The 20,170-nt window shown below is 56.0% G+C and carries 20 protein-coding genes and 1 pseudogene; 15 read left to right on the top strand and 6 right to left on the bottom strand.

Annotated features, from left to right (window positions below; genetic code table 11):
• Nucleotides 1-148 precede the first annotated feature (148 nt).
• Both topA and H1S06_RS06020 read left to right on the top strand, forming a co-directional pair.
• A complete protein-coding gene (gene topA, locus H1S06_RS06025) occupies nucleotides 149-2,782 on the top strand; it encodes a type I DNA topoisomerase (protein WP_181738236.1) in 2,634 nt (877 codons plus the stop codon).
• Nucleotides 2,783-2,820: 38 nt separating this feature from the next.
• The gene (locus H1S06_RS06020; protein ID WP_181738234.1) at nucleotides 2,821-3,348 is read left to right on the top strand and encodes a DUF6586 family protein; all 528 of its coding nucleotides are present in this window, start codon (nucleotides 2,821-2,823) and stop codon (nucleotides 3,346-3,348) included.
• Nucleotides 3,349-3,353: 5 nt separating this feature from the next.
• Here H1S06_RS06020 and H1S06_RS06015 read toward each other — a convergent pair whose 3' ends face one another.
• Nucleotides 3,354-3,788: a SulA-like leucine-rich domain-containing protein gene (locus tag H1S06_RS06015; RefSeq protein WP_181738232.1), complete on the bottom strand. Its 435-nt coding sequence runs from the start codon at nucleotides 3,786-3,788 to the stop codon at nucleotides 3,354-3,356.
• An 11-nt stretch (nucleotides 3,789-3,799) separates the two neighbouring features.
• Complete coding sequence (gene lexA, locus H1S06_RS06010) at nucleotides 3,800-4,408, bottom strand: transcriptional repressor LexA (protein ID WP_181738230.1); 609 nt, start codon at nucleotides 4,406-4,408, stop codon at nucleotides 3,800-3,802.
• Between the two features lie 123 nt (nucleotides 4,409-4,531).
• On the opposite strand from lexA, the gene dinG reads away from it, so the two are divergent.
• From dinG to H1S06_RS05975, 7 genes and pseudogenes are all read left to right on the top strand, one after another.
• Nucleotides 4,532-6,643 carry an ATP-dependent DNA helicase DinG gene (dinG, locus tag H1S06_RS06005; RefSeq protein ID WP_181738228.1) on the top strand — a complete coding sequence of 704 codons (2,112 nt, stop codon included), beginning with the start codon at nucleotides 4,532-4,534 and terminating at the stop codon, nucleotides 6,641-6,643.
• Nucleotides 6,644-6,648: 5 nt separating this feature from the next.
• Nucleotides 6,649-7,980 (top strand): annotated as a pseudogene (rhlB, locus tag H1S06_RS06000) (ATP-dependent RNA helicase RhlB); the annotation flags it as partial.
• Nucleotides 7,981-8,530: 550 nt separating this feature from the next.
• A complete protein-coding gene (locus H1S06_RS05995) occupies nucleotides 8,531-8,743 on the top strand; it encodes a hypothetical protein (RefSeq protein WP_181738224.1) in 213 nt (70 codons plus the stop codon).
• A gap of 43 nt (nucleotides 8,744-8,786) precedes the next feature.
• Nucleotides 8,787-9,815, top strand: coding sequence for an NAD(P)H-dependent glycerol-3-phosphate dehydrogenase (locus tag H1S06_RS05990; protein WP_181738223.1), 1,029 nt, complete (start codon nucleotides 8,787-8,789; stop codon nucleotides 9,813-9,815).
• Nucleotides 9,815-10,276, top strand: coding sequence for a SixA phosphatase family protein (locus H1S06_RS05985; protein ID WP_181738220.1), 462 nt, complete (start codon nucleotides 9,815-9,817; stop codon nucleotides 10,274-10,276). Before H1S06_RS05990 ends, H1S06_RS05985 begins: the two co-directional genes overlap by 1 nt.
• Nucleotides 10,257-11,141 carry an alpha/beta fold hydrolase gene (locus H1S06_RS05980; RefSeq protein ID WP_255482914.1) on the top strand — a complete coding sequence of 295 codons (885 nt, stop codon included), beginning with the start codon at nucleotides 10,257-10,259 and terminating at the stop codon, nucleotides 11,139-11,141. Before H1S06_RS05985 ends, H1S06_RS05980 begins: the two co-directional genes overlap by 20 nt.
• Before the next feature lie 18 nt (nucleotides 11,142-11,159).
• Nucleotides 11,160-12,008 carry a DUF4892 domain-containing protein gene (locus tag H1S06_RS05975; RefSeq protein ID WP_181738217.1) on the top strand — a complete coding sequence of 283 codons (849 nt, stop codon included), beginning with the start codon at nucleotides 11,160-11,162 and terminating at the stop codon, nucleotides 12,006-12,008.
• Between the two features lie 31 nt (nucleotides 12,009-12,039).
• Here H1S06_RS05975 and folE read toward each other — a convergent pair whose 3' ends face one another.
• Nucleotides 12,040-12,582 carry a GTP cyclohydrolase I FolE gene (folE, locus tag H1S06_RS05970; protein ID WP_181738215.1) on the bottom strand — a complete coding sequence of 181 codons (543 nt, stop codon included), beginning with the start codon at nucleotides 12,580-12,582 and terminating at the stop codon, nucleotides 12,040-12,042.
• Between the two features lie 186 nt (nucleotides 12,583-12,768).
• Complete coding sequence (locus H1S06_RS05965) at nucleotides 12,769-13,341, bottom strand: Smr/MutS family protein (protein WP_181738213.1); 573 nt, start codon at nucleotides 13,339-13,341, stop codon at nucleotides 12,769-12,771.
• A gap of 68 nt (nucleotides 13,342-13,409) precedes the next feature.
• On the opposite strand from H1S06_RS05965, the gene prmB reads away from it, so the two are divergent.
• From prmB to phaR, 6 genes are all read left to right on the top strand, one after another.
• Nucleotides 13,410-14,327, top strand: a complete 918-nt coding sequence (gene prmB, locus H1S06_RS05960; protein ID WP_181738211.1) for a 50S ribosomal protein L3 N(5)-glutamine methyltransferase — start codon at nucleotides 13,410-13,412, stop codon at nucleotides 14,325-14,327.
• A 52-nt stretch (nucleotides 14,328-14,379) separates the two neighbouring features.
• Nucleotides 14,380-15,483 (top strand): chorismate synthase, encoded by a 1,104-nt coding sequence (gene aroC, locus H1S06_RS05955; protein WP_181738208.1) that lies wholly within the window; start codon nucleotides 14,380-14,382, stop codon nucleotides 15,481-15,483.
• Between the two features lie 271 nt (nucleotides 15,484-15,754).
• On the top strand, nucleotides 15,755-16,252 hold the full coding sequence (gene speD, locus H1S06_RS05950) for an adenosylmethionine decarboxylase (protein ID WP_181738206.1): 498 nt from the start codon (nucleotides 15,755-15,757) through the stop codon (nucleotides 16,250-16,252).
• Nucleotides 16,230-17,087 (top strand): polyamine aminopropyltransferase, encoded by an 858-nt coding sequence (speE, locus tag H1S06_RS05945; protein WP_181738204.1) that lies wholly within the window; start codon nucleotides 16,230-16,232, stop codon nucleotides 17,085-17,087. The genes speD and speE overlap by 23 nt, the downstream gene beginning before the upstream one ends.
• A gap of 289 nt (nucleotides 17,088-17,376) precedes the next feature.
• Complete coding sequence (locus H1S06_RS05940) at nucleotides 17,377-17,631, top strand: DUF6489 family protein (RefSeq protein WP_181738202.1); 255 nt, start codon at nucleotides 17,377-17,379, stop codon at nucleotides 17,629-17,631.
• A 13-nt stretch (nucleotides 17,632-17,644) separates the two neighbouring features.
• Entirely contained in the window at nucleotides 17,645-18,199 is a 555-nt protein-coding gene (gene phaR / locus H1S06_RS05935; protein WP_220183775.1) for a polyhydroxyalkanoate synthesis repressor PhaR, read from the top strand.
• Here phaR and H1S06_RS05930 read toward each other — a convergent pair.
• Together H1S06_RS05930 and H1S06_RS15705 are read right to left on the bottom strand one after the other, a co-directional pair.
• Nucleotides 18,183-19,274, bottom strand: coding sequence for an alpha/beta fold hydrolase (locus tag H1S06_RS05930; RefSeq protein WP_181738201.1), 1,092 nt, complete (start codon nucleotides 19,272-19,274; stop codon nucleotides 18,183-18,185). The genes phaR and H1S06_RS05930 overlap by 17 nt on opposite strands.
• The gene (locus H1S06_RS15705) at nucleotides 19,271-20,149 is read right to left on the bottom strand and encodes a poly(R)-hydroxyalkanoic acid synthase subunit PhaE (protein ID WP_181738199.1); all 879 of its coding nucleotides are present in this window, start codon (nucleotides 20,147-20,149) and stop codon (nucleotides 19,271-19,273) included. Before H1S06_RS15705 ends, H1S06_RS05930 begins: the two co-directional genes overlap by 4 nt.
• Between the last annotated feature and the right edge of the window lie 21 nt (nucleotides 20,150-20,170).

Below are 20,170 nucleotides of genomic sequence, written 5' to 3'. Positions count from 1 at the left end.
CTAATTTACATCAGATAGCCTGTGCAATGTAAGCGATAGCCTGCTTGTCGGATGATCGGATGCTAACAGTTCGCTTGACGCTGAGAGCACCACACCTTATATATGCTCGCAGTTTCTGAGTTGCCCGTCGTAAAAAGGATCTGTATTCATGGGAAAAACCCTTGTCATTGTCGAGTCACCGGCAAAGGCCAAAACGATCAATAAGTATCTGGGCAGCCAGTACGTGGTCAAGTCCAGTGTCGGTCACATTCGCGACTTGCCGACCAGTGGCAGTGCCAGCAAGAGTGATCCCAAAGAGCGTGCGCGCCAGGCAGCATTGACGCGCAAGATGTCACCTGATGAAAAAGCGGAATACAAAAAAAAGAAGTCTCATCAGCAGTTGATTGCGCGGATGGGGGTTGATCCTGATCATGATTGGGATGCTCACTACGAAATTCTTCCGGGCAAGGAAAAGGTTGTCGAAGAGTTGCGCAAGCTGGCCAAGAACGCTGATGAAATCTATCTCGCAACGGACTTGGACAGAGAGGGTGAAGCGATTGCCTGGCATCTGCGCGAGGCCATCGGTGGTGATGATCAACGCTATCGCCGAGTAGTGTTCAACGAAATCACCAAAAAGGCGATTCAGCAGGCGTTCGAAGAGCCGGGTGATCTGGACCTGAACCGGGTTAACGCGCAGCAGGCACGACGCTTCCTGGATCGCATCGTGGGCTATATGCTGTCGCCGCTGTTGTGGGAAAAAATTGCCCGAGGCTTGTCGGCCGGCCGTGTACAGTCGGTCGCCGTGCGGCTGATCGTGGAGCGTGAGCGCGAAATTCGTGCCTTCATCCCGGAAGAGTTCTGGGAAGTGCACGCCGATACACAGGCCGCCACCGCGGCCGCACTGCGCTTGCAGGTCAGTAAATACCAGGGCAAGGCATTTCGTCCGCTGAGTGCCGATGAAACCGAGGCGCACTTGGCGAGCTTGCGTACCGGCAGTCTGGTGGTTGAAAAGCGCGAGGATCGTCCGACCAGCAGCAAGCCGTCGGCGCCCTTTATTACCTCGACTCTTCAGCAGGCCGCCAGCACGCGTCTCAGCTTTGGTGTCAAGAAAACCATGATGCTGGCGCAACGCCTCTATGAGGCCGGTTACATCACGTATATGCGAACCGACTCGACCAACCTGAGTGCTGAAGCGGTGGCTGCCTGCCGTGATTTTATTCAGGAGCATTATGGCGGCGATTATCTGCCGGAACAGCCGGTCAGCTATAGCAGCAAGGAAGGTGCCCAGGAAGCGCACGAGGCGATCCGTCCCTCCGACGTGGCGCTGACGGTTGAGCAGTTGAAGGGTATGGAGCCGGACGCTCAGCGGCTGTACGATCTGATTCGCCGTCAGTTCATGGCGTGTCAGATGACACCGGCCCGTTATACCAGTACTCGTATTCATGTGGGCTGTGGCGAATATGAGCTGACAACCAAGGGACGTATCCTGCGCTTTGACGGTTACACCCGTGTCTTGCCACCGAAAGGTCGCAGCGATGAAGATATCATTCTGCCCGATATTCAGCAGGGCGAAGCCCTGACGCTGGTGGAGCTCGAGCCCCGGCAGCACTTTACCAAGCCGGCGCCACGCTACAGTGAAGCCAGTCTGGTCAAAGAGCTTGAAAAACGGGGCATCGGGCGCCCGTCAACCTATGCCTCCATTATCTCCACGATTCAGGATCGCGGTTATGTTGAGGTGCAGGGGCGTCGTTTCTATGCGTGCAAAATGGGTGATATCGTCACTGAACGCCTGAACGAAAACTTCTCCGATCTGATGGATTACAGTTTTACGGCCCGTATGGAGCAGAAGCTGGATGAGGTGGCTCAGGGTGATATCGACTGGAAAAACCTGCTGAACGATTTTTACCGTGGCTTTACCGACAAACTGGGTGAAGCTCAGGGTGGTGAGCACGGCATGCGGCCCAACACCCCAACACAAACCGATATTCCCTGTCCGGAGTGTGGTCGTCCGATGATGATTCGCACTGCCAGCACCGGTGTTTTTTTGGGCTGCTCAGGTTACAACCTGCCGCCAAAAGAGCGCTGCAAATCCACAATCAACCTGATCCCCGGAGACGAGGTGGTCAGTGTGGATGGAGATGAAGAGGAAGAGTCCCGAATTCTGCGTAACAAACATCGTTGCAAGCTGTGTGATGCGGCGATGGATTCTTATCTGATTGATGAAAAGCGCAAGTTGCATGTGTGTGGCAACAACCCGGATTGCAGCGGGTTTGAAGTCGAAGTCGGCAGCTATCGTATCAAGGGATACGACGGCCCGAGTATCGAATGTGACAAGTGTGGCGCCGACATGCAATTGAAAACGGGCCGTTTTGGCAAGTTCTTCGGCTGCACCAACAGTGAGTGCAAGAATACGCGTAAGCTGCTGAAAAGCGGCGAGCCGGCGCCACCCAAAATGGACCCGGTGCCGATGCCGGAGCTGCAGTGTCAGAAAGTGGATGACACCTATGTTCTGCGTGACGGTGCCAGTGGTCTTTTCCTGGCGGCCAGCAAGTTCCCCAAAATGCGTGAAACGCGAGCGCCGTTGGTGCGGGAACTGGTGCCTCACAAGGATGAAATCGATCCCAAATATGCCTACTTGATGGAGGCGCCCCAGCAGGACCCGGAGGGTAACCCTGCCGTTATTCGCTTCAGTCGCAAGAGCAAGGAGCAGTATGTGATGAGCGAAGTCGAGGGCAAGGCTACCGGGTGGAAAGCCTTCTACCGTGATGGTCGTTGGCAGGAGGAGCAGGGCGGCAAGCGCTGACCTGCCCGCAACACAGGGACTAGACGAGAGTCGGAACGATGAGTGAAATCTATGCGGTACGTACCAATCAAAAGCTGAATTTCGCCCGCTTGCATATCAAGGCGCTGGTGCAGGCACAGGAAGCGCCTCAGTGGAGTCAGAATCCGCGGATTGAGTCCTATCATGAGTCCGTACTGTTTTTCCTGGCCAGTGGCTATGCGGCACTGCTGCGCGAAATTGCCGAGAATTACAATCTGACTCCGACCGGAATCCACTGTCATGCGGACTTGCTGGAACAGATGGAAGCAACGGGCCAGGAGTCCCCGGAAGTTCGGGAGCTGGAGCAGTTGGAGTCGGACCGGAACAGCTGGTTGCATAAAATGCTGCAGGCCTACCGCTCCTGCTGGGAGGTGGCAGGAGGGTCAGTGAAAGTGACTGCCGCCGGCAGCAGCGTATCGGAAATCCATGTGTTGCAGGTCAATCCGGATCATGCAGAAGATGCCGAAGTGCTGAAAGAATACAATCATTGGCTGCAGGCGTTCCGGGAGCTGCTGGAGCGCCTGCGTGCCAATATGCAGGAGTGGTAGCCCGGTCAGTGACGGACCAGAATGGCTTGGGCGTCCCCCTGATTGGCAGCAAGATCCAGCAGGTGCAAAGGTCTGTAACGGTTTGGCTCGCACCAGGCAATGACTGTATGCGAAGTGCCGGCAGAGAGTGCCTGCTGACATAGCTTGAGCGGCTCGTGCCGATGATCGCGACTGTGCAGAGACTGTATGTGTCCGGTTATGGCTCCGGCCTGCAACAACAACTCGCGGTTAAGATCGGCGGGCGGGTTGATCAGGGTCAGCCAGCGGTTGTGACGGCTGAGCTGAGTGATCATGGGCAGCAGCACCGGGTGCAGTGATACCCGGTTGTTATGCAGCAATATTTCGGTTACCCGGCTGGAGTCGCCATGACTGCCGTCGCGGCTCGTGTGATGACAAGTGGCGCGTGTACGGTTTACTGGAGCATAGTGGATGGCAGGCATGGCTCACCTCGTTAATGACCTTGTCGAATAACGCCGACCCCTAAACCTTCGATAATCAGTTCTTGCTCGGACAGGTCGACTTCGATTGGGGTAAAGTCTTCATTTTCGGCAATCAGAAATACTTTCTGGCCGTCTCGCTTGAAGCGTTTGACCGTTACATCGTCGCCGATCCTGGCAACAACAATCTGTCCATCCCTGGCATCGGGTGTCTGGTGAACGGCTAACAGGTCGCCATCCAGAATACCGATGTTTTTCATGCTCATTCCCTTGACCCTTAGCAAGTAGTCTGCGCGAGGGCGGAAAAAATCGGCTGAGATCGTACACTGATCTTCGACATGTTCTTGCGCCAGAATGGGCTCGCCGGCGGCGACCTGGCCAATAATTGGAAGTCCCTCGGCGGCAGCCTGTTCGCTCTCGGGCAGGCGAATGCCGCGGGAGGTCCCTTTGGTCAGCTCAATGGCGCCTTTTCGTGCCAATGCCTTCAGGTGCTCTTCGGCGGCGTTGGCGGAACGAAAGCCCAGTTCGCGCGCAATATCCGCACGTGTGGGCGGATAGCCCGTGGAGTCGATATGCTGCTTGATGCACTCCAATACTTCGGTTTGTCTTTTTGTCAGTTTCATAGCGGCCGTACTCAATCGATTTACTGTGATTTTATACAGTGCGGTGTGAGGGTCAAGCATTATCTGTCTAAATATCCAGTATCTTGTTAAAATCCGCTCATCGAAAAGCAATGGGGGCCGGGTGTGCTGAGTGACGCGCAGAAACGGGAAATACAGGAAGCGTACAGTCGCTTTCTCAAAAGCAGGGGGCTGAAGGCGCGCCCGGCACAAAAGCAGATGGTGGCGACGGTTGCGCGCACTCTGGCGCAGGCGGATTCGGCCGAGATCAACCGTGCCGAGCATCCGCTGGTTGGCGTAGTGGAGGCGGGCACCGGTACCGGTAAAACGATCGCTTACCTGTTGGCCGCGATTCCGCTGGCACAGGCCAAAGAGTGCCGACTGGTTCTGTCCACGGCAACCGTGGCCTTGCAGGAGCAGCTGATCAACAAGGATCTGCCTGAAGTTGAAGAGCATGCCGGGCTGTCGATGAAATATCGTCTGGCCAAGGGGCGCGGGCGCTATCTGTGTCTGAATAAGGTCGAGGGACTACTCGAGCAACAGGGCGTTCTGGGGCAAATGGCGCTGTATGAAGATGAAGTGGCGGAGCAGCTGGAGCCGGCAACCCTGGCTCGCTATCAGATGCTGATGGATGATTATGCGTCCGGGCGTTGGGATGGAGACCGGGATGGTTTGAGTGATGAAATCGATGATCAGATTTGGCAACCCCTGACCAGTGATCATATGCAGTGCAGCAATCGCCGTTGCCTGAACTTCACGGCTTGCCCCTTTTATCGTGCGCGTGACAGGCTGGAAGAGGCCGATGTCATTGTTGCGAATCACGATCTGGTTTTGGCCGACCTGGCGTTGGGCGGTGGTGCTATCCTGCCCGAACCTGAAAAAACCATCTACATTTTTGATGAGGGTCATCATTTGGCCAATAAGGCCAGCGGTCATTTTGCTTTCGGTACGCGTTTGGACAGCAGTCGGCGCATGCTGCGTTCGGCTTTGAAGCAGCTGGCGCAGATGTTGCAGGATACCGGTGCCGCAGCGCAGTTGAGCGGGCCGGTAGAGCGTTTGCACAAGCCGTTTGATGATATCAGCCTGTCACTGGAGCAACTGGAAGTATTGTTGAAGCCGATGATGCAGGAGCAACCCAAGGATCGGTATCGTTTTCCCGGCGGTAAGCTGCCGGCTCCTCTGATAGAGCCTTGCTCAATGCTGGCGCATGCGGCCAGTCGAGCGCAGCAGCACCTTGAGCAAATAGTCGATGTGCTTAAAGAGGCCCTGGAAGGCGGTCTGGCTGATATTCCGCGGGCGGCAGCAGAGCGCTGGTATCCGCAGTTGGGTAGCCTGTGGGGGCGGGTGCAACATATCGCCTGGCTGGCACAGAGTTATGCGCGTGAAGACGTGGAAGGCAAGTCTCCAACGGCACGCTGGATCAATCGGCTGGAGTCGCCCGCTGGTGAGGATCTGGAATTGCGCAGCGCCCCGGTTTCCGCTGCCGATACACTGTCGGAGCATCTGTGGCAGGTTTGTCATGCCGCCATATTAACATCGGCTACACTGACGGCTTTGGGGCGCTTTGATCAGCTGTTTGCTTCGCTGGGGTTGCCGGATGATACCGAGGCGATTCGTCTCGACAGTCCGTTCGACTACGCACGACACGGCGTACTGGAGGTGCCGGCAATGAAAACGGACCCCGGGCAACCGGATGCACACACCGATGAAGTGCTGATGTTGCTTGAAAAGCAACTGCCGACGGTCAAGGCCGGGCTGGTTTTGTTCAGTTCGTGGCGGCAAATGCGTTCGGTGCTTGAACGTCTGGATGAATCCATTAAGAATAGTGTTCTGGCGCAGGGAGAATACAGTAAACAGGAAACCTTGAAGCGTCATCGCGAATGTATTGACGAAGGTAAGCACAGTGTTATTTTTGGCCTGGCTTCTTTTGCCGAAGGCGTTGATTTGCCCGGCGGTTATTTGACCGATGTGTTTATCACCAAACTGCCGTTCAGCGTCCCGGACGACCCGGTTGATGCTACCATGGCGGAGTGGATTGAGTCCCGTGGCGGCAATGCGTTTACGGATTGGACTGTCCCGGCGGCATCAATGCGCCTGACACAGGCCGTCGGGCGATTGCTGCGTACAGAGCAGGACCAGGGACGTGTCGTGTTGCTGGATCGTCGTGTTGTAACGCGACGCTATGGCCGACAACTGTTAGACTCCTTGCCTCCGTTTCGGCGCGAAATAAACCGTTAATCTGAATGGATCCGATCTTGAGTACTGAAGACAAACAGACCACAGCTGCAGAGGGCTCAGAACAAAAGCCCAATTCCAACCGCCCGCGTCGTCGTCGTCGCTCGCGCAAGCCGCGTGACGGAGGTGGCCAGCAGGGCAGCTGGACACCAGTGATGTTCAAGGTGCCGGTCGTTGAAGGCAAACGCCGTTTCCACGATTTCGGTTTGCCCGATGTATTGATGCATGCGATTGCGGATCTGGGTTTTGAATACTGCACGCCGATTCAGGCTGCGACGATCCCGCATGCCCTGCAGGGGCGTGACCTGATTGGTAAGGCGCAGACGGGGACCGGCAAGACGGCAGCCTTTCTGATGGGGATCATGACCGACCTGCTCGATTACCCGCTGACTGCTGACGAAGAGCGCAAGAAGGGGGAGCCGCGTGCTCTGATCATTGCCCCGACTCGTGAGCTGGCCCTGCAAATTGCCGCTGATGCCGAAGGCTTGGGTAAATACAGTGACCTGTCCGTGGTGTCGCTGGTGGGTGGCATGGACTATGAAAAACAGCGCAAGGCGCTGGCTGCCAAGCCGGTTGACATTCTGGTAGCGACACCGGGACGTCTGATCGACTTCGTGCGTTCAAAGGAAGTCGATCTCTATCACGTTGAGGTGCTGGTGCTGGATGAGGCGGACCGTATGCTCAGCATGGGATTTATCCCGGATGTGCGCACCATTATCCGCCAGACTCCGCGCAAGGGTGCCGACCGTCAGACTCTGCTGTACAGCGCGACCTTTACCGAAGAGGTAATGCGCCTGGCGGAACAGTGGACCCTGGACCCGGTGACCATCGAAATCGAGTCCGAACACAAAACCACCGATAATGTGGCGCAAAAGGTTTTCCTGGTTTCCAGCAGTGAAAAGTACCAGCTGTTGCGTAATTATCTGCGCATCAACGGTATCGAGCGTGCCATTGTGTTCGGCAACCGCCGTCACGAAACGCGGGCACTGGCTGAACGCCTGAGCAAGGATGGCATCAAGGCTGCGCTGATGTCCGGCGAAATACCTCAGAACAAGCGTCTGAAAACGCTTGAGGATTTCCGTAATGGCAAGATTGAAGTCCTGGTCGCCACCGACGTGGCTGGTCGCGGGATTCATATCGATGGCGTTACACATGTGATCAACTACCAGCTGCCGGAAGATGCCGACGATTATGTGCACCGTATCGGCCGTACAGGCCGTGCGGGTCAAACCGGTACATCGATCTGTTTTGCCTGTGAAGATGATTCATTCCTGATTCCCGAAATCGAACGTGAAACCGGGGTGAAACTGGAATGCATCCACCCGGAGGCAGCGTTGGTGAAGCCTTTGGGTGAGGCTGAAATAGCTGCTGGCAATGACATGGCTGCCGTCCCTGCATCCGAGTCGGTTGAGACTGTAACCGAAGCGGTGGCTGTTGCAGCCTCTGACGAGGTGCTGGCCGTTGTGGAAGCCAAGGCTGAAACCGCAGAGACGGCCGTTGAGCCCGAGCAGAAAGGCGTCGCAGAGCAGTCAGTAGTGACCGAGAGCGTTTCCGAACTGCCTGAGGGCAGTAATGATGCGCAGGACGATGGGGCAGTGAGTGTACTGATTGCCCAATCCGATGATGCACCTGTTGCCGTTGCGACAGCTGAGCCTGATGAGCCGGTACAGGCTGTCGTCGAAAAGCAGGTTGAATCTGCAGCTGAGGCTGATGCGGTGAAGGATGTTGCAGTGGTCGAAGCGGCCGGCGCAGACTTGGCTGAACAAGCTGAACAAGCTGAACAAGCTGAACAAGCTGAACAAGCTGAACAAGCTGAACAAGCTGAACAAGCTGAACAAGCTGAACAAGCTGAACAAGCTGAACAAGCTGAACCGAAAACCGAGCAGAGAGATGAGCGATAAGCACAATCTGCGGCGGATCAGTACGGTGCTGGCCATTGTCGCCAGCGCCTTTTTTGCTGCCGTAGCCGTGGCCGGTTACCAGCGTACGGAAGACCTGAAGCAGTTACTGTTGTTTCTGGGTCTGGCTGTGCTGGCATTTGTTGTCGTCAAATTTCTGTTTTTCGGGATTGGGCGTCTACTGGACAAGATCGATCCATCTTGACGGAAGCCTGCGAGGCTTCCATGCTCAGTCTTAGGGAGAATATATGCAATCCCAGCCCCCTGTGGCCGTTTTGGGTGGCGGCAGTTTCGGTACCGTCATCGCGAACCTTATGGCCGAAAAAGGCCTGGAAGTCCGCCTTTGGATGCGTAACGAAGTGTCAGTTGCCGAGATTAACCGGCATCATCGCAATGAACGTTATCTTCCCGGGCGGGATCTTGCGCCTTCTCTGGTTGCAACCACCGATTTGCAGCAGGCACTGAACGGGGTTCAGGCCGTCTTTATTGCGATTCCCAGCAGCGCTTTTCGCCAAGTGTTGCGACAGGCAGCGGCATGGTTGACGCCAGAACAACTGCTGGTCAGCACAACCAAGGGAATAGAATCGGGCACTTTCTGCTTGATGAGTCAGATTATTTCGCAGGAATGCCCGCAGGCTCGTATGGGAGTTCTCAGTGGGCCTAACCTGGCGAAAGAAATCATGCAGCACCAACTGACGGCAACCGTGATTGCCAGCAGTGATGCGGAACTTCGTGATCAGGTTCAGGCGCTGTTGCACACTTCCTGCTTCCGGGTCTATGCCAGTACCGATACTTACGGGGTCGAGCTGGGTGGTACCCTGAAAAATATCTACGCTATCGCAGCGGGTCTTAGTGCCGCTCTGGGTATGGGAGAAAATACCAAGAGTATGCTGATGACGCGCAGTCTGGCGGAAATGAGCCGGTTTGCCGTTAGCCTGGGGGCCAATCCGCTGACTTTTCTGGGATTGGCGGGCGTCGGTGATCTGATCGTGACCTGCATGTCGCCTCTGAGTCGAAATTATCGAGTGGGCCATGCTTTGGGCGAGGGTAAAACGCTGGATGAGGCCGTTGCAGCCTTGGGCGAAGTGGCCGAGGGGGTTAATACCCTGCGGCTGGTGAAGGAAAAGGCCGAAAGTCTGGGAATATACATGCCGCTCGTTGCCGGTTTGTATGAGGTGGTGTTCAACAATGCACCGGTCAAGGAAGTGGCGCGGGGCATGATGCTGAATGCCCAAAGCAGCGATGTGGAGTTCGTGTTGCCACGCCAGGAGCCATAATGCGTTTGCTTGTTTTGCGGCATGCCGAGGCGGTGTCGGGTGCGGATCTTGACCCTTGTCGTGAGCTGACGCCGCAGGGGCGCGTGCAAGCACAGATGATGGCATCACGGCTGGAATCGCTGCTGGGAGACTTTCGTTTGCTAAGTTCTCCCTGGGTGCGGGCACGGAGTACGGCGGCCGAGCTGACGGCGTCCGAAAATGAGATTTCTTCTGCCCTCGAGCTGATCCCGACCGCTTCAGTAGCGGCGGTTGCGGTACGGCTTGAGCCGTTGTTTGCGACCGACCGACCTTTGGTGCTGTTGACGCATCAGCCCCTGTGCGGTCGGCTGATTCACTGGTTGACCGAGGGGCAAGATCAGCCGCTGTCGGTGGCGCCTTGCAGTGGTGCGTTATTGGAACTGGACTGGCCTGCGGCGGGCATGGCACGTCTGGTGCGTTGGCTTGATCCGCATACGCCCTGAATTGAGAGACCTTTCCATGGTGGCAGAAGAGCTGCGTTTTGAAGTGAACGGGCAGTTGATGGCTGCCCGTGCTGTTGGTCCTGCTGACGGACGGCCTGTGTTGGCACTGCATGGTTGGCTGGATAACGCGGCCAGTTTTCGTGCGTTGGAACCGTATCTGGATTCCGTACGCCTGGTGGCTTTGGATCTGGCTGGGCATGGTTTTTCCATGCATCGACCGGATGCAATGCCATATTACATCTGGGATAACGTTGCGGATGTACTGTCAGTGGCTGACGAGCTGGGCTGGGAACAGTTCCACCTGCTTGGGCACTCGATGGGTGCGGGTATCGCTTCGCTGCTGGCCGGTACCATGCCGGAACGGATCCTGAGCCTGGTCTTGCTGGAAGGGCTGGCACCGCTGGCGGATGAGCCGGATGAGTTGCCGGGCAAAATGGCATTGGCGATTCGGCGGCGGCAGAGCCGGGGGCGCAGCCCCAGATACTATCCTGATACTGAGGCCGCTGTGCAGGCGCGGATGAAAGGGCATTTCCCGGTTACGGAACAGGCTGCTCGGTGGCTGGTCGAACGCTCTATAGTGCATACTCCCAAGGGAGTTCGCTGGCGCAGTGACCCGGCTCTGGTCCTGCCGTCCGTGTTGCGGTTGTCGGAAGCACAGGTACGTGCGTTTTTATGTGCTGTCAAGGCTCCGGCCCTGCTGGTGATGGGCTCGGAAGGAATAGGGACGCCGTTGCTGGATGAGCGTGCAGCACTGGTATCCGGGCTGCGGCGTCTTACGCTGGCCGGTAATCATCATTTGCACTTGGATGAATCGTCCGCCCGCGCAGTTGCGGACACGATCAATGAATTCCATCGGCATCTGTAAGGGTGCAAGGAGAAGGTGATGAAGGTGATGCGGCTGTTTCTGCTGTCTGTGTTGCTGGTTTCGGTGTCTGTGCAGGCTCGGGAATCATCCTTGATGTCTGAGTTAAAGCCTTTTCCTCTGTCAACGGTGATCAGCCAGTTGCAGCGACAGGAGCCGGATTATCAGTTGATGCTGGGGGGGATCGTCAAAATCAATGGCCTGATTCGCAGTGATCGTGAGCAGCGCCTCCAGGCTCAGTTGAGTCGTACAACCTGGCAACTGCCTTCGGGATATGCGCCCGAGGCGGGCTTTAATTATCTGCGTGAACAATTCCTGAGTCGCGATGCAGAGGTGCTGTTTGAATGTGCCGGCCGTCAATGCGGGTCCAGCAATCTTTGGGCGAATGATGTCTTTGGGCAGTCGCGGCTTTACGGGGTGGATAACAGCCAGTTCTACGCAGCGCTGGTGTTGCCGCAGGCGCATGTGGCGATCTATGCTGTGCGCCGAGGTAATGGGCGGGTCTATCTCCATCTGGATGTGCTTGAACATGAAGAAGCGACCTTGGCCGAATTGAGTGTTCGCTTGCGTCAGCAGGGGTATGTGGAATTGCCGGACTGGCCTGATTCGCCGGATCGTTCTGTTAAGGCTCTGTTGGATCTGCAGACAGCCTTCCCGACCAGGGAGATGTGGCTGGTGGTGCATTGGCGAGGTGAGGATCTGGATCTTAGCGTGCGCCAGTCGGAAGAAGCCGCTCGACGCTTGCTGCGTCTGCTGACTGACAAGGGCGGAGATGCGAAAAACATCAAGGGGCGTGGAGTCGGGGCTCTGGTGCCGCGCGTGCTGGGTGGGCGCAGCCAAGTGGCCGTGGTGGTGCTAAAGGGGAGGTAGTCTCTCCCCCTTTAGCAAGATCTTGTTCGAGTTACTTGCCGACAAGAGCCATGAATTCGGCGCGGGTGGCCGGGTTATTGCGGAATGAGCCCAGCATCATGGAAGTTTTCATGGATGCATTCTGTTTCTCGACGCCGCGCATCATCATGCACATATGTTGTGCTTCAATGACTACGCCGACACCTGCAGCACCGGTCACGTTTTGAATCGCTTCGGCAATTTCCTTGGTCATGTTTTCCTGGATCTGCAGGCGGCGCGCATACATGTCGACAATACGGGCCAGTTTGGACAGGCCCAGTACCTTGCCGTTCGGAATATAGGCAACGTGAGCCTTGCCGATAAAGGGCAGCAGGTGGTGCTCGCACAATGAGTACAGTTCGATATTCTGGACGACAACCATCTCGCTGTTATCGGACGGGAACAGCGCATCATTGACGACTTCGTCCAGGCTCTGGTTGTAGCCGCGGGTCAGGAAGCGCATCGCCTTGGCCGCTCGGGTGGGGGTGTCCTTGAGCCCGTCGCGGTTCAGGTCCTCTCCGAGCTGTTCAATGATCTGGGCGTAGGCTGTTTCCATTTTGGATCCTCGGTTACTCGACGCGTCTGGGAGAAAACGGCGTAAATTACTTGAATATGACACTCGGGTAAAGGGCAGGGGGCAACAACAGCCTGTTCTTGTGCCCGATACCGGCGGTGTTGCCTGGTCGTTTAAACAGGGCGATACCTGGAGTGGAGCAGTATAGCAGCGGCCCGAGCGAGGGGGCTAACGCTCGCGACGGAGCAGGACGTATACTGCACCGGTGCCGCCGTCCTTGGGTTGTGCAGAGCAGAAGGCCAGCACGGGGTCCAGCTGGCGCAACCAGTCGTTGACGCATGATTTGAGCAGGGCGGGCTGGCCCGGTTGGGTGAAGGCCTTGCCGTGAACGACAATAACGGCCCGCATCTGCTGTCGGGCCGCATCGCGAATAAAAGTGCTGAGCTCATCGCGGGCCTGGTCGACGCTGTAGCCATGCAGATCCAGGCCCGCCTCCCAGTGTATGTGTCCCTGGCGCAGGCGCTTGAGCAGTCTGAGCTGTACTCCCGGTGCGGCGAACAGTAACTCATCCTGCGAGTCGATGATCTCCTTGGCCTCTGACGACAGGCCGTCGATGACCTGTTCGATCTCTTCTGCAGCTGCGGCGCGACGATAGCGTGACGTTTGATCGCGAGCGGCCTTGAGGCTGGGCTTCAGCGTTTTTGTGGCGACATGGCGGTCATGGGACAGCGGTTTGACGCCTTGCATGGCGCTGCTGAAGTCAAGATCGTCGTTGGATTCTGTATCAGTTGGATAAGACATGGCGTTCAACGGGGGTTTTCATTAACATATTCGCCCTAAATGCAGTAAAACTTATTATCAGGCCATATATGAAGTCGGATCAAGCCGCGATTAGCGAGCACCTGTTTACTCTCCGTGATTACATCCGCTGGACGTTGAGTGAATTCCATCGTCACCAGGTCTACTTCGGTCATGGTCATGCAACGGCCTGGGATGAAGCCTGTCAGCTGGTGCTTAACGCGGTGGATCTGCCCTGGGATACGGATCCGGCCGTGCTGGATGCGCGTTTGTTGCCGGCTGAGAGCATGCGTGTACAGGAATTTGTGCGTCAGCGCACACTAGAGCGCAAGCCGCTACCGTATATAACCGGTGAAGCCTGGTTTATGGGGTTGCCGTTTCAGGTTGATGAGCGGGTATTGATTCCACGCTCGCCGATAGCTGAATTGATCGAGCAGGGTTTTGAGCCCTGGCTGAGGCCCGGCCCGGTCGGACGTATTCTGGATTTGTGTACCGGCAGTGGCTGCATCGGTATCGCGTGTGCTCTTGCCTTCCCGGAGGCGGAAGTCGACTTGGCGGATATATCCGGCGATGCGCTGGAGGTGGCCAGACAGAATATCGCCCGTTACGAACTGGAAGAGCGCGTTTACGCCCGTCAGGGGGATCTCTTCGCGGCCGTGCCCGGAGCACGTTATGACCTGATTGTCAGTAACCCGCCGTATGTGGATCAGAACGACCTGGCTGACATGCCAGAAGAATATGGGCATGAACCCGCGCTGGCATTGGGGTCAGGGTCGGATGGTCTGGATATTACTCGTCGTATCCTGCGGGAGGCCGGCTCTCATCTTGCGGAAGATGGCCTGCTGGTCGTCGAAGTCGGCAACAGCGAGGTCCACCTGATGTCGAGTCTGCCCGAGTTGCCGCTGGTATGGGTAGAGCTTGAGCGGGGCGGCAATGGCGTGTTCGTGATTACCGCTGCCGATTTGCGGGCGCATCAACATTTGTTATGAATTCAGGTGCGGCCACACGGGTGAGCACCATACAGTTATAGAGTAGAACACTATGTCCGGAAACAGCTTTGGAAAACTGTTTACAGTCACTACCTTTGGTGAAAGCCATGGCCTTGCACTGGGGTGCATCGTCGATGGTTGTCCTCCCGGCATCGCGTTGAGCGAAGCCGATCTGCAGGCGGATCTTGATCGTCGGAAACCGGGTACCTCTCGTCATACGACGCAGCGCCGCGAGCCGGACCAGGTGCGCATTCTGTCCGGTGTCTTTGATGGCAAGACGACGGGGACACCGATTGGACTGTTAATTGAAAATACGGATCAGCGCTCCAAGGATTACTCCAACATAGCCGACACCTTCCGTCCGGCGCATGCGGACTATGTCTATTCTCACAAATACGGTTTCCGTGACTACCGTGGTGGCGGGCGTTCCTCGGCCCGTGAAACCGCCATGCGAGTGGCGGCGGGCGCCGTGGCCAAAAAAGTGCTGGCCGAGAAGGGCGTGCAGGTGCGCGGATACCTGTCCCAGCTTGGGCCCATTGCCATCGATCAGTCACGGTTCGATTGGGAGCAGGTCGAGCAGAACGCTTTCTTCTCGCCGGATGCAAAGGCTGCGAGCGAGATGGAGGTCTACATGGATGCCTTGCGCAAGGAAGGGAATTCCATAGGTGCGCGGATTTCCGTACAGGCTACAGGTGTTCCCGTCGGGCTTGGCGAGCCCGTGTTTGATCGTCTGGATGCCGATATTGCTCATGCCCTGATGAGCATTAATGCGGTCAAGGGCGTAGAAATTGGTGACGGCTTTGCGGTGGTCAATCAAAAAGGCACCGAGCATCGTGATGAAATGACGCCCGGCGGTTTTTTATCCAATCACGCGGGTGGCATTCTTGGCGGCATTTCTACCGGGCAAACCATCGAGGCGCATATTGCACTTAAGCCAACCTCGAGTCTGCGTTTGCCGGGCCGCAGTATTAACGCGGCGGGCGAGGAAATCGAAGTGGTTACCAAGGGGCGCCATGATCCTTGTGTGGGTATCCGGGCAACGCCAATCGCTGAGTCGATGATGGCGATTGTACTGCTGGATCATCTGCTGCGCCATCGTGGTCAAAATGCGGATGTCGAATCTGTGTTGCCGATGCTGGGCAGTGCTGAAAGCTAACTTTCTGATTGTACTGTCAGTGGGTGAATTTTTTCTGACAGTCTTGTGCTTTTTGCTTGAATTCTGAGCATAACGCGGTATAAAGGCGGCAGATTTTGATACGTCCCAACCCTTGGGGGTGTGCGGGGTTCATGAAGCGATTCAGGTTGCCGCCTGCTGCAGGTGACAGCCTGATTTGATAATGCTGCATGGTGCCCGGTCACAGCGCCAAAGGTTGGGTTTTTGTTTTCTGAACTCTGTGTAAGCACAGACTTGTTTGGAGTCATTCCCCATGCAAGAAACAATAGACCTGGCGTCTGAAGTGAACGACCAAGAGGCAGCAGGCAGTGTTGCCGAATGGCCCGCCTATGCTCAGGGCGACGATGAAGAACGTTTGGACTTTTTCATCGAGCGTGACGGTCATCGTTATGCCGGTACCCATCTGATCATTGATCTGCGCGGTGCATCGCGTCTGGATGATCTGGAAGTGATGGAGAAAGCGCTGCGTGACTCGATCAAAGCGGCCAAGGCAACACTGCTGCATATCCACCTGCACCACTTTACGCCGAATGGCGGTATTTCGGGAGTGGCGGTATTGGCCGAGTCGCACATCAGTGTGCACACCTGGCCGGAACGCAACTTCGCTGCGTTTGATGTCTTTATGTGCGGAGAATCAGAGCCGGCCAAGGCCGTTCCCGTTCTGGAGGCGGCATTTGCGCCGACTGAAGTGAAAGTTGAAGAAATTTTGCGTGGTAAGGTGAGGATTGATGACGACGACTACCTATCTTGAAAAATTGTATGACGGTTACGGTCAGAGCTTTACGGTGGATGAGGTGCTGTTTGAGCATCGCACCGAACACCAGGAGTTGATCATATTTCGTAACCGTGAGTTCGGTACCGTGATGGCGCTGGATGGCGTGATTCAGACGACCGAGCGTGACGAATTTGTTTACCATGAAATGATGGCGCACCTGCCGATACTGGCGCATGGCGATGCCAAGCGTGTGTTGATCATTGGTGGTGGCGACGGTGGAATGCTGCGTGAAGTGCTGCGTCATCAGAATGTGGAGCATGTCACTCAGGTTGAAATCGATCAGGCCGTGATCGACATGTGTAAACAATACCTGCCCAATCATTCGGCGGGTGCGTTTGAGGATTCCCGTGCCAATGTCGTCATTGCCGACGGTGTTGAATTCGTCAATGAATGCACCGATACCTTTGATGTCATTATTTCCGACTGCACGGACCCGGTTGGTCCGGGTGAAGTGCTGTTTTCCAGCCGCTTTTATGAAGGATGCAAGCGCTGTCTGACGCCGGGCGGTGTTTTTGTTGCTCAGAACGGGGTAACGTTCATGCAGCCGGAAGAAGCGGTTACGACATATCGCCGTCTTGGCCCTTATTTTGCGGACCCGTATTTTTATGCCGCAGCGGTGCCGACTTACGTGGGTGGCGTGATGGCCTTTGCCTGGGGCAGCGATAATAAGGGCATGCGCCAACAACGTGTGGAGGTGATTCGTGAGCGCTTTGAGCGCAGCGGCATCACAACACGTTATTATACGCCTGAACTGCATGTGGCAAGTTTCGCGTTGCCGCAGTATGTCGTACAGGCGCTTAGCGACTGTTAATCCGGAACGGGGCTGATTCTCCTTCAGCCCCGTTCAGCAAGCCGAGAGCCTGCACCTTCCCACCAATACCTTCCCCCGCTCCGGCTTCGGCACCTGAATCTTTCTCTTTTCCTTTTCCGCAGTTGAATGTCATGTTGTGTGGTCATGTTGCATCTCATTAGGCCTCCTAATGGATTGGGCAGCAGGGCGGGAAGCTGTCGGGAAAAAGAATCGTAAATACTGGGGTGATGTTGTTTTGAAAGGCTATTGCTATAGTATGAGGTAACATTTCCAGATCGGGTGAATGTGTATGAATTTCAGAATCGATATTGAAATGACGCCCGAAGAGTTGCGCCGGGCTTTGGGATTGCCGGATGTCTCGGCGCTGCAGCAGGAAATGATCGATCAGGTCAGGGAGCAGATGAATGCTGGGGCTGAAGGTTATGACCCGCTGACGCTGCTGAAGCCTTACCTCAATAGTGGTATCGGCTCGATGGAGTCTTTCCAGAAACTGCTCTTCGGCATGATGAGCCAGTACGGGAAAGACAGACACGACGCCGACTGAATGGAACGTGTGGATGAGTCAGAGAGGAGCAGGAGAGTCGAACGTGCGGATTCTGCGTAAATATACCAATCGACGCTTGTATGATACCTCGCGCAGTTGCTATGTGACGTTGGAAGACGTGAAGCAGTTGGTGCTGAGCGGCGAGAATTTTCAGGTTCAGGACTCGAAAACCGGTAATGATTTGACCCGCAATATACTGCTGCAGATTATCAGTGAGCAGGAGGCCGATGGACATGGAACCTTGTTGACCAATCAGGTGCTGCAGCAGTTGATCCGTTTTTACGGTGACAGCATGCAGGGCATGATGAGTCAGTACCTGGAGCAGAGTATCGCGGCTTTTCTGGAGCATCAGGATCGTATTCGCGAGCAGATGCAGAGTATGATGGGGGCGGCCAATCCGTTGACGATGATGGGGCGTATTGCCGACCAGAACATGGCGGTCTGGAATATGTTTGCACCACGTGCAGCAGATGGAGGCTCGGAGCAGGAGCAGGAAGAGTCTCAGGCCTCCTCTGAAGTGGAAGAGAAGACCGAGGACGATGATGCTGCGACTAAGGCGAGCCGCTGATTCGGTGAGGTTCGCGTTCCTGTAACCAGTTGTAGATCAGTGGCGGAAGTGTGGTTAGTGCCTTGCCGCCATTGAGTACCCCTATATGCCCGGCGTCCAGGGCAACTTCCGTGTAATCCTTTCCCTGTGCGAGTTTCCCGAGCGCGGCCGATGCGGCCGGTGGCACCAGTTGATCACGACTACCGTAGATATTCAGTAGAGGTGGTGACAGGTCGTGTGGTTTAAGCAGTGAATCGGCCAGTTCAAATCCGGCCTCTGACATCAGAGCATTGTCGCGGAAAAACAGTTGAATGAAGTCCTGCAGGGCCGCACCGGCCAAGTCGGGGCAGTCCTGCAGCCATTGTTCCATACGTAAAAAGTGCTGTACCTGGTTGTCGTTGTCACAGAGCTGTCGACTGGCTACGATCCTTTTCTCCAGGCCCAGGCGCATGGGTTGAAGCAGAGTGAAAATTTCGTTGAGCAATGAGCCCGGAATATTGCCATACGTGCGGCTCGTCAGGTCCAGGTCGATCGTCCGAGTCAGTTGGCTGAGGGTGAAGTTGTCGACAGCCGTATCAGCCGGTGTTACCAGAGTAATCAGGTTACGCACCTTGTGAGGGTAGAGAAGACTGTAGCACAGACTGAGCACACCGCCCTGGCAGACCCCCATCAGATTGACCTTGTTGCTGCCGGCATCCAGTCGGACGCTGTCGGTGCAGCGGTCGAGCAGGTCTGTGAGGTAATCGTCCAGTGTCAGGTGGCGGTCGCAACGTTCGGGGTAACCCCAGTCGATCAGGTAAACCGGAATTCCTTGTTGCAGTAAACGATGGATCAGTGAACGCTGCGGGCTCAGGTCCAGAATCCAGGGGCGATTGACCAGGGCGTAGCAAATCAGCACCGGAGTGTGCAGTTGGGGCGATGTGACCGGCTCGAATTTGAGTAGTTGCAGGCTGCCGCTACGCAGTAGTGTGGTGTGCGGTGTCGGCAGGTGAGGCGTCAAGTATTTGTCTGCATGGGGAAGCTGTTGGGTCAGGCGCTGATGTCGCGCATCCGCCTGTTGACGAATATGGTCGGAATCAACATTGATGCGTGTCATGGCGATGTACCATTGCAGCCGGGGTCGTCCGGCTGTGTCCGGGACAGCTGCTGCTCAAGGCTGCGGACGCGACGACGCAGCTGGTGGTGCTGTCGGCTAAGCTCATCATATTGCGACAGCGTGACCAAACCGCAGTTGGCATAGAATTGATTCAGTTGTTGTTGCCAGGTATGTCTGATCGCCATGGCGGCATTACAGAGTGTACCAAACGCTTGCTGATATGCCGGTTGCTGCAGTTGGTTCTGATAGCACTGCTCGTAACATTGACTCCAGAGTTGATGCAGCTGGTCGAGGTCGGAAAGGGTATTGCCGATCAGTTGTTGGCGGAAGTGGGTCAACGCTTCCTGATTGATACGATCCAGTTGTTCTCGATACGCCTGACGTGACTGCTCAAAGGTTTCCAGCTGAACCAGTCTGTCCCTCAGGTGCTGTAGCAGAGAGAGGGGCAGGTGAGGCTCAAGGGTGCTGAGTAGCTGTGTCAGCAGCGCATTCATATGGTGCAGGGTGTCTTCCTGATTGGGGGGCTGGCTGAATGCAACGGCAAACAGTGTTGCCAAAGGTTCCGGTATTGGCCAGTGAGACAGAACCCAGTCCTGGTTCAGCTGTTCCAGATGGTGTTGAAAATGGGTTATCAGCTCATTGCTGTCGATACTGTTCTTGGTATCACAGAGTTCGGCCAGACGGGTAGCGAACTGTTTGAATTGCTTGCTCTGGCGGGTAATGCGGTAGAACAGGTCGGCAGGCTGTGGGGTGATGTTGTCGCTGGGCGGCATAAACAGGCATTGCTGCAATGCACCCAGGCCATCGCTGGCCGGGCGACCCTGTTCCAGTTGCTCAAGCCACAGGCGCAGGCTGTTCAGCAGTTGCTCGTTCACATCACGTCTCCGTGCAAGTTG

The organism is Marinobacterium marinum (assembly GCF_013868415.1).
GTDB lineage: Bacteria > Pseudomonadota > Gammaproteobacteria > Pseudomonadales > Balneatricaceae > Marinobacterium > Marinobacterium marinum.
Note: the sequence above shows the minus strand (reverse complement) of the source record. Positions and strands in the feature narration are given on the sequence as shown.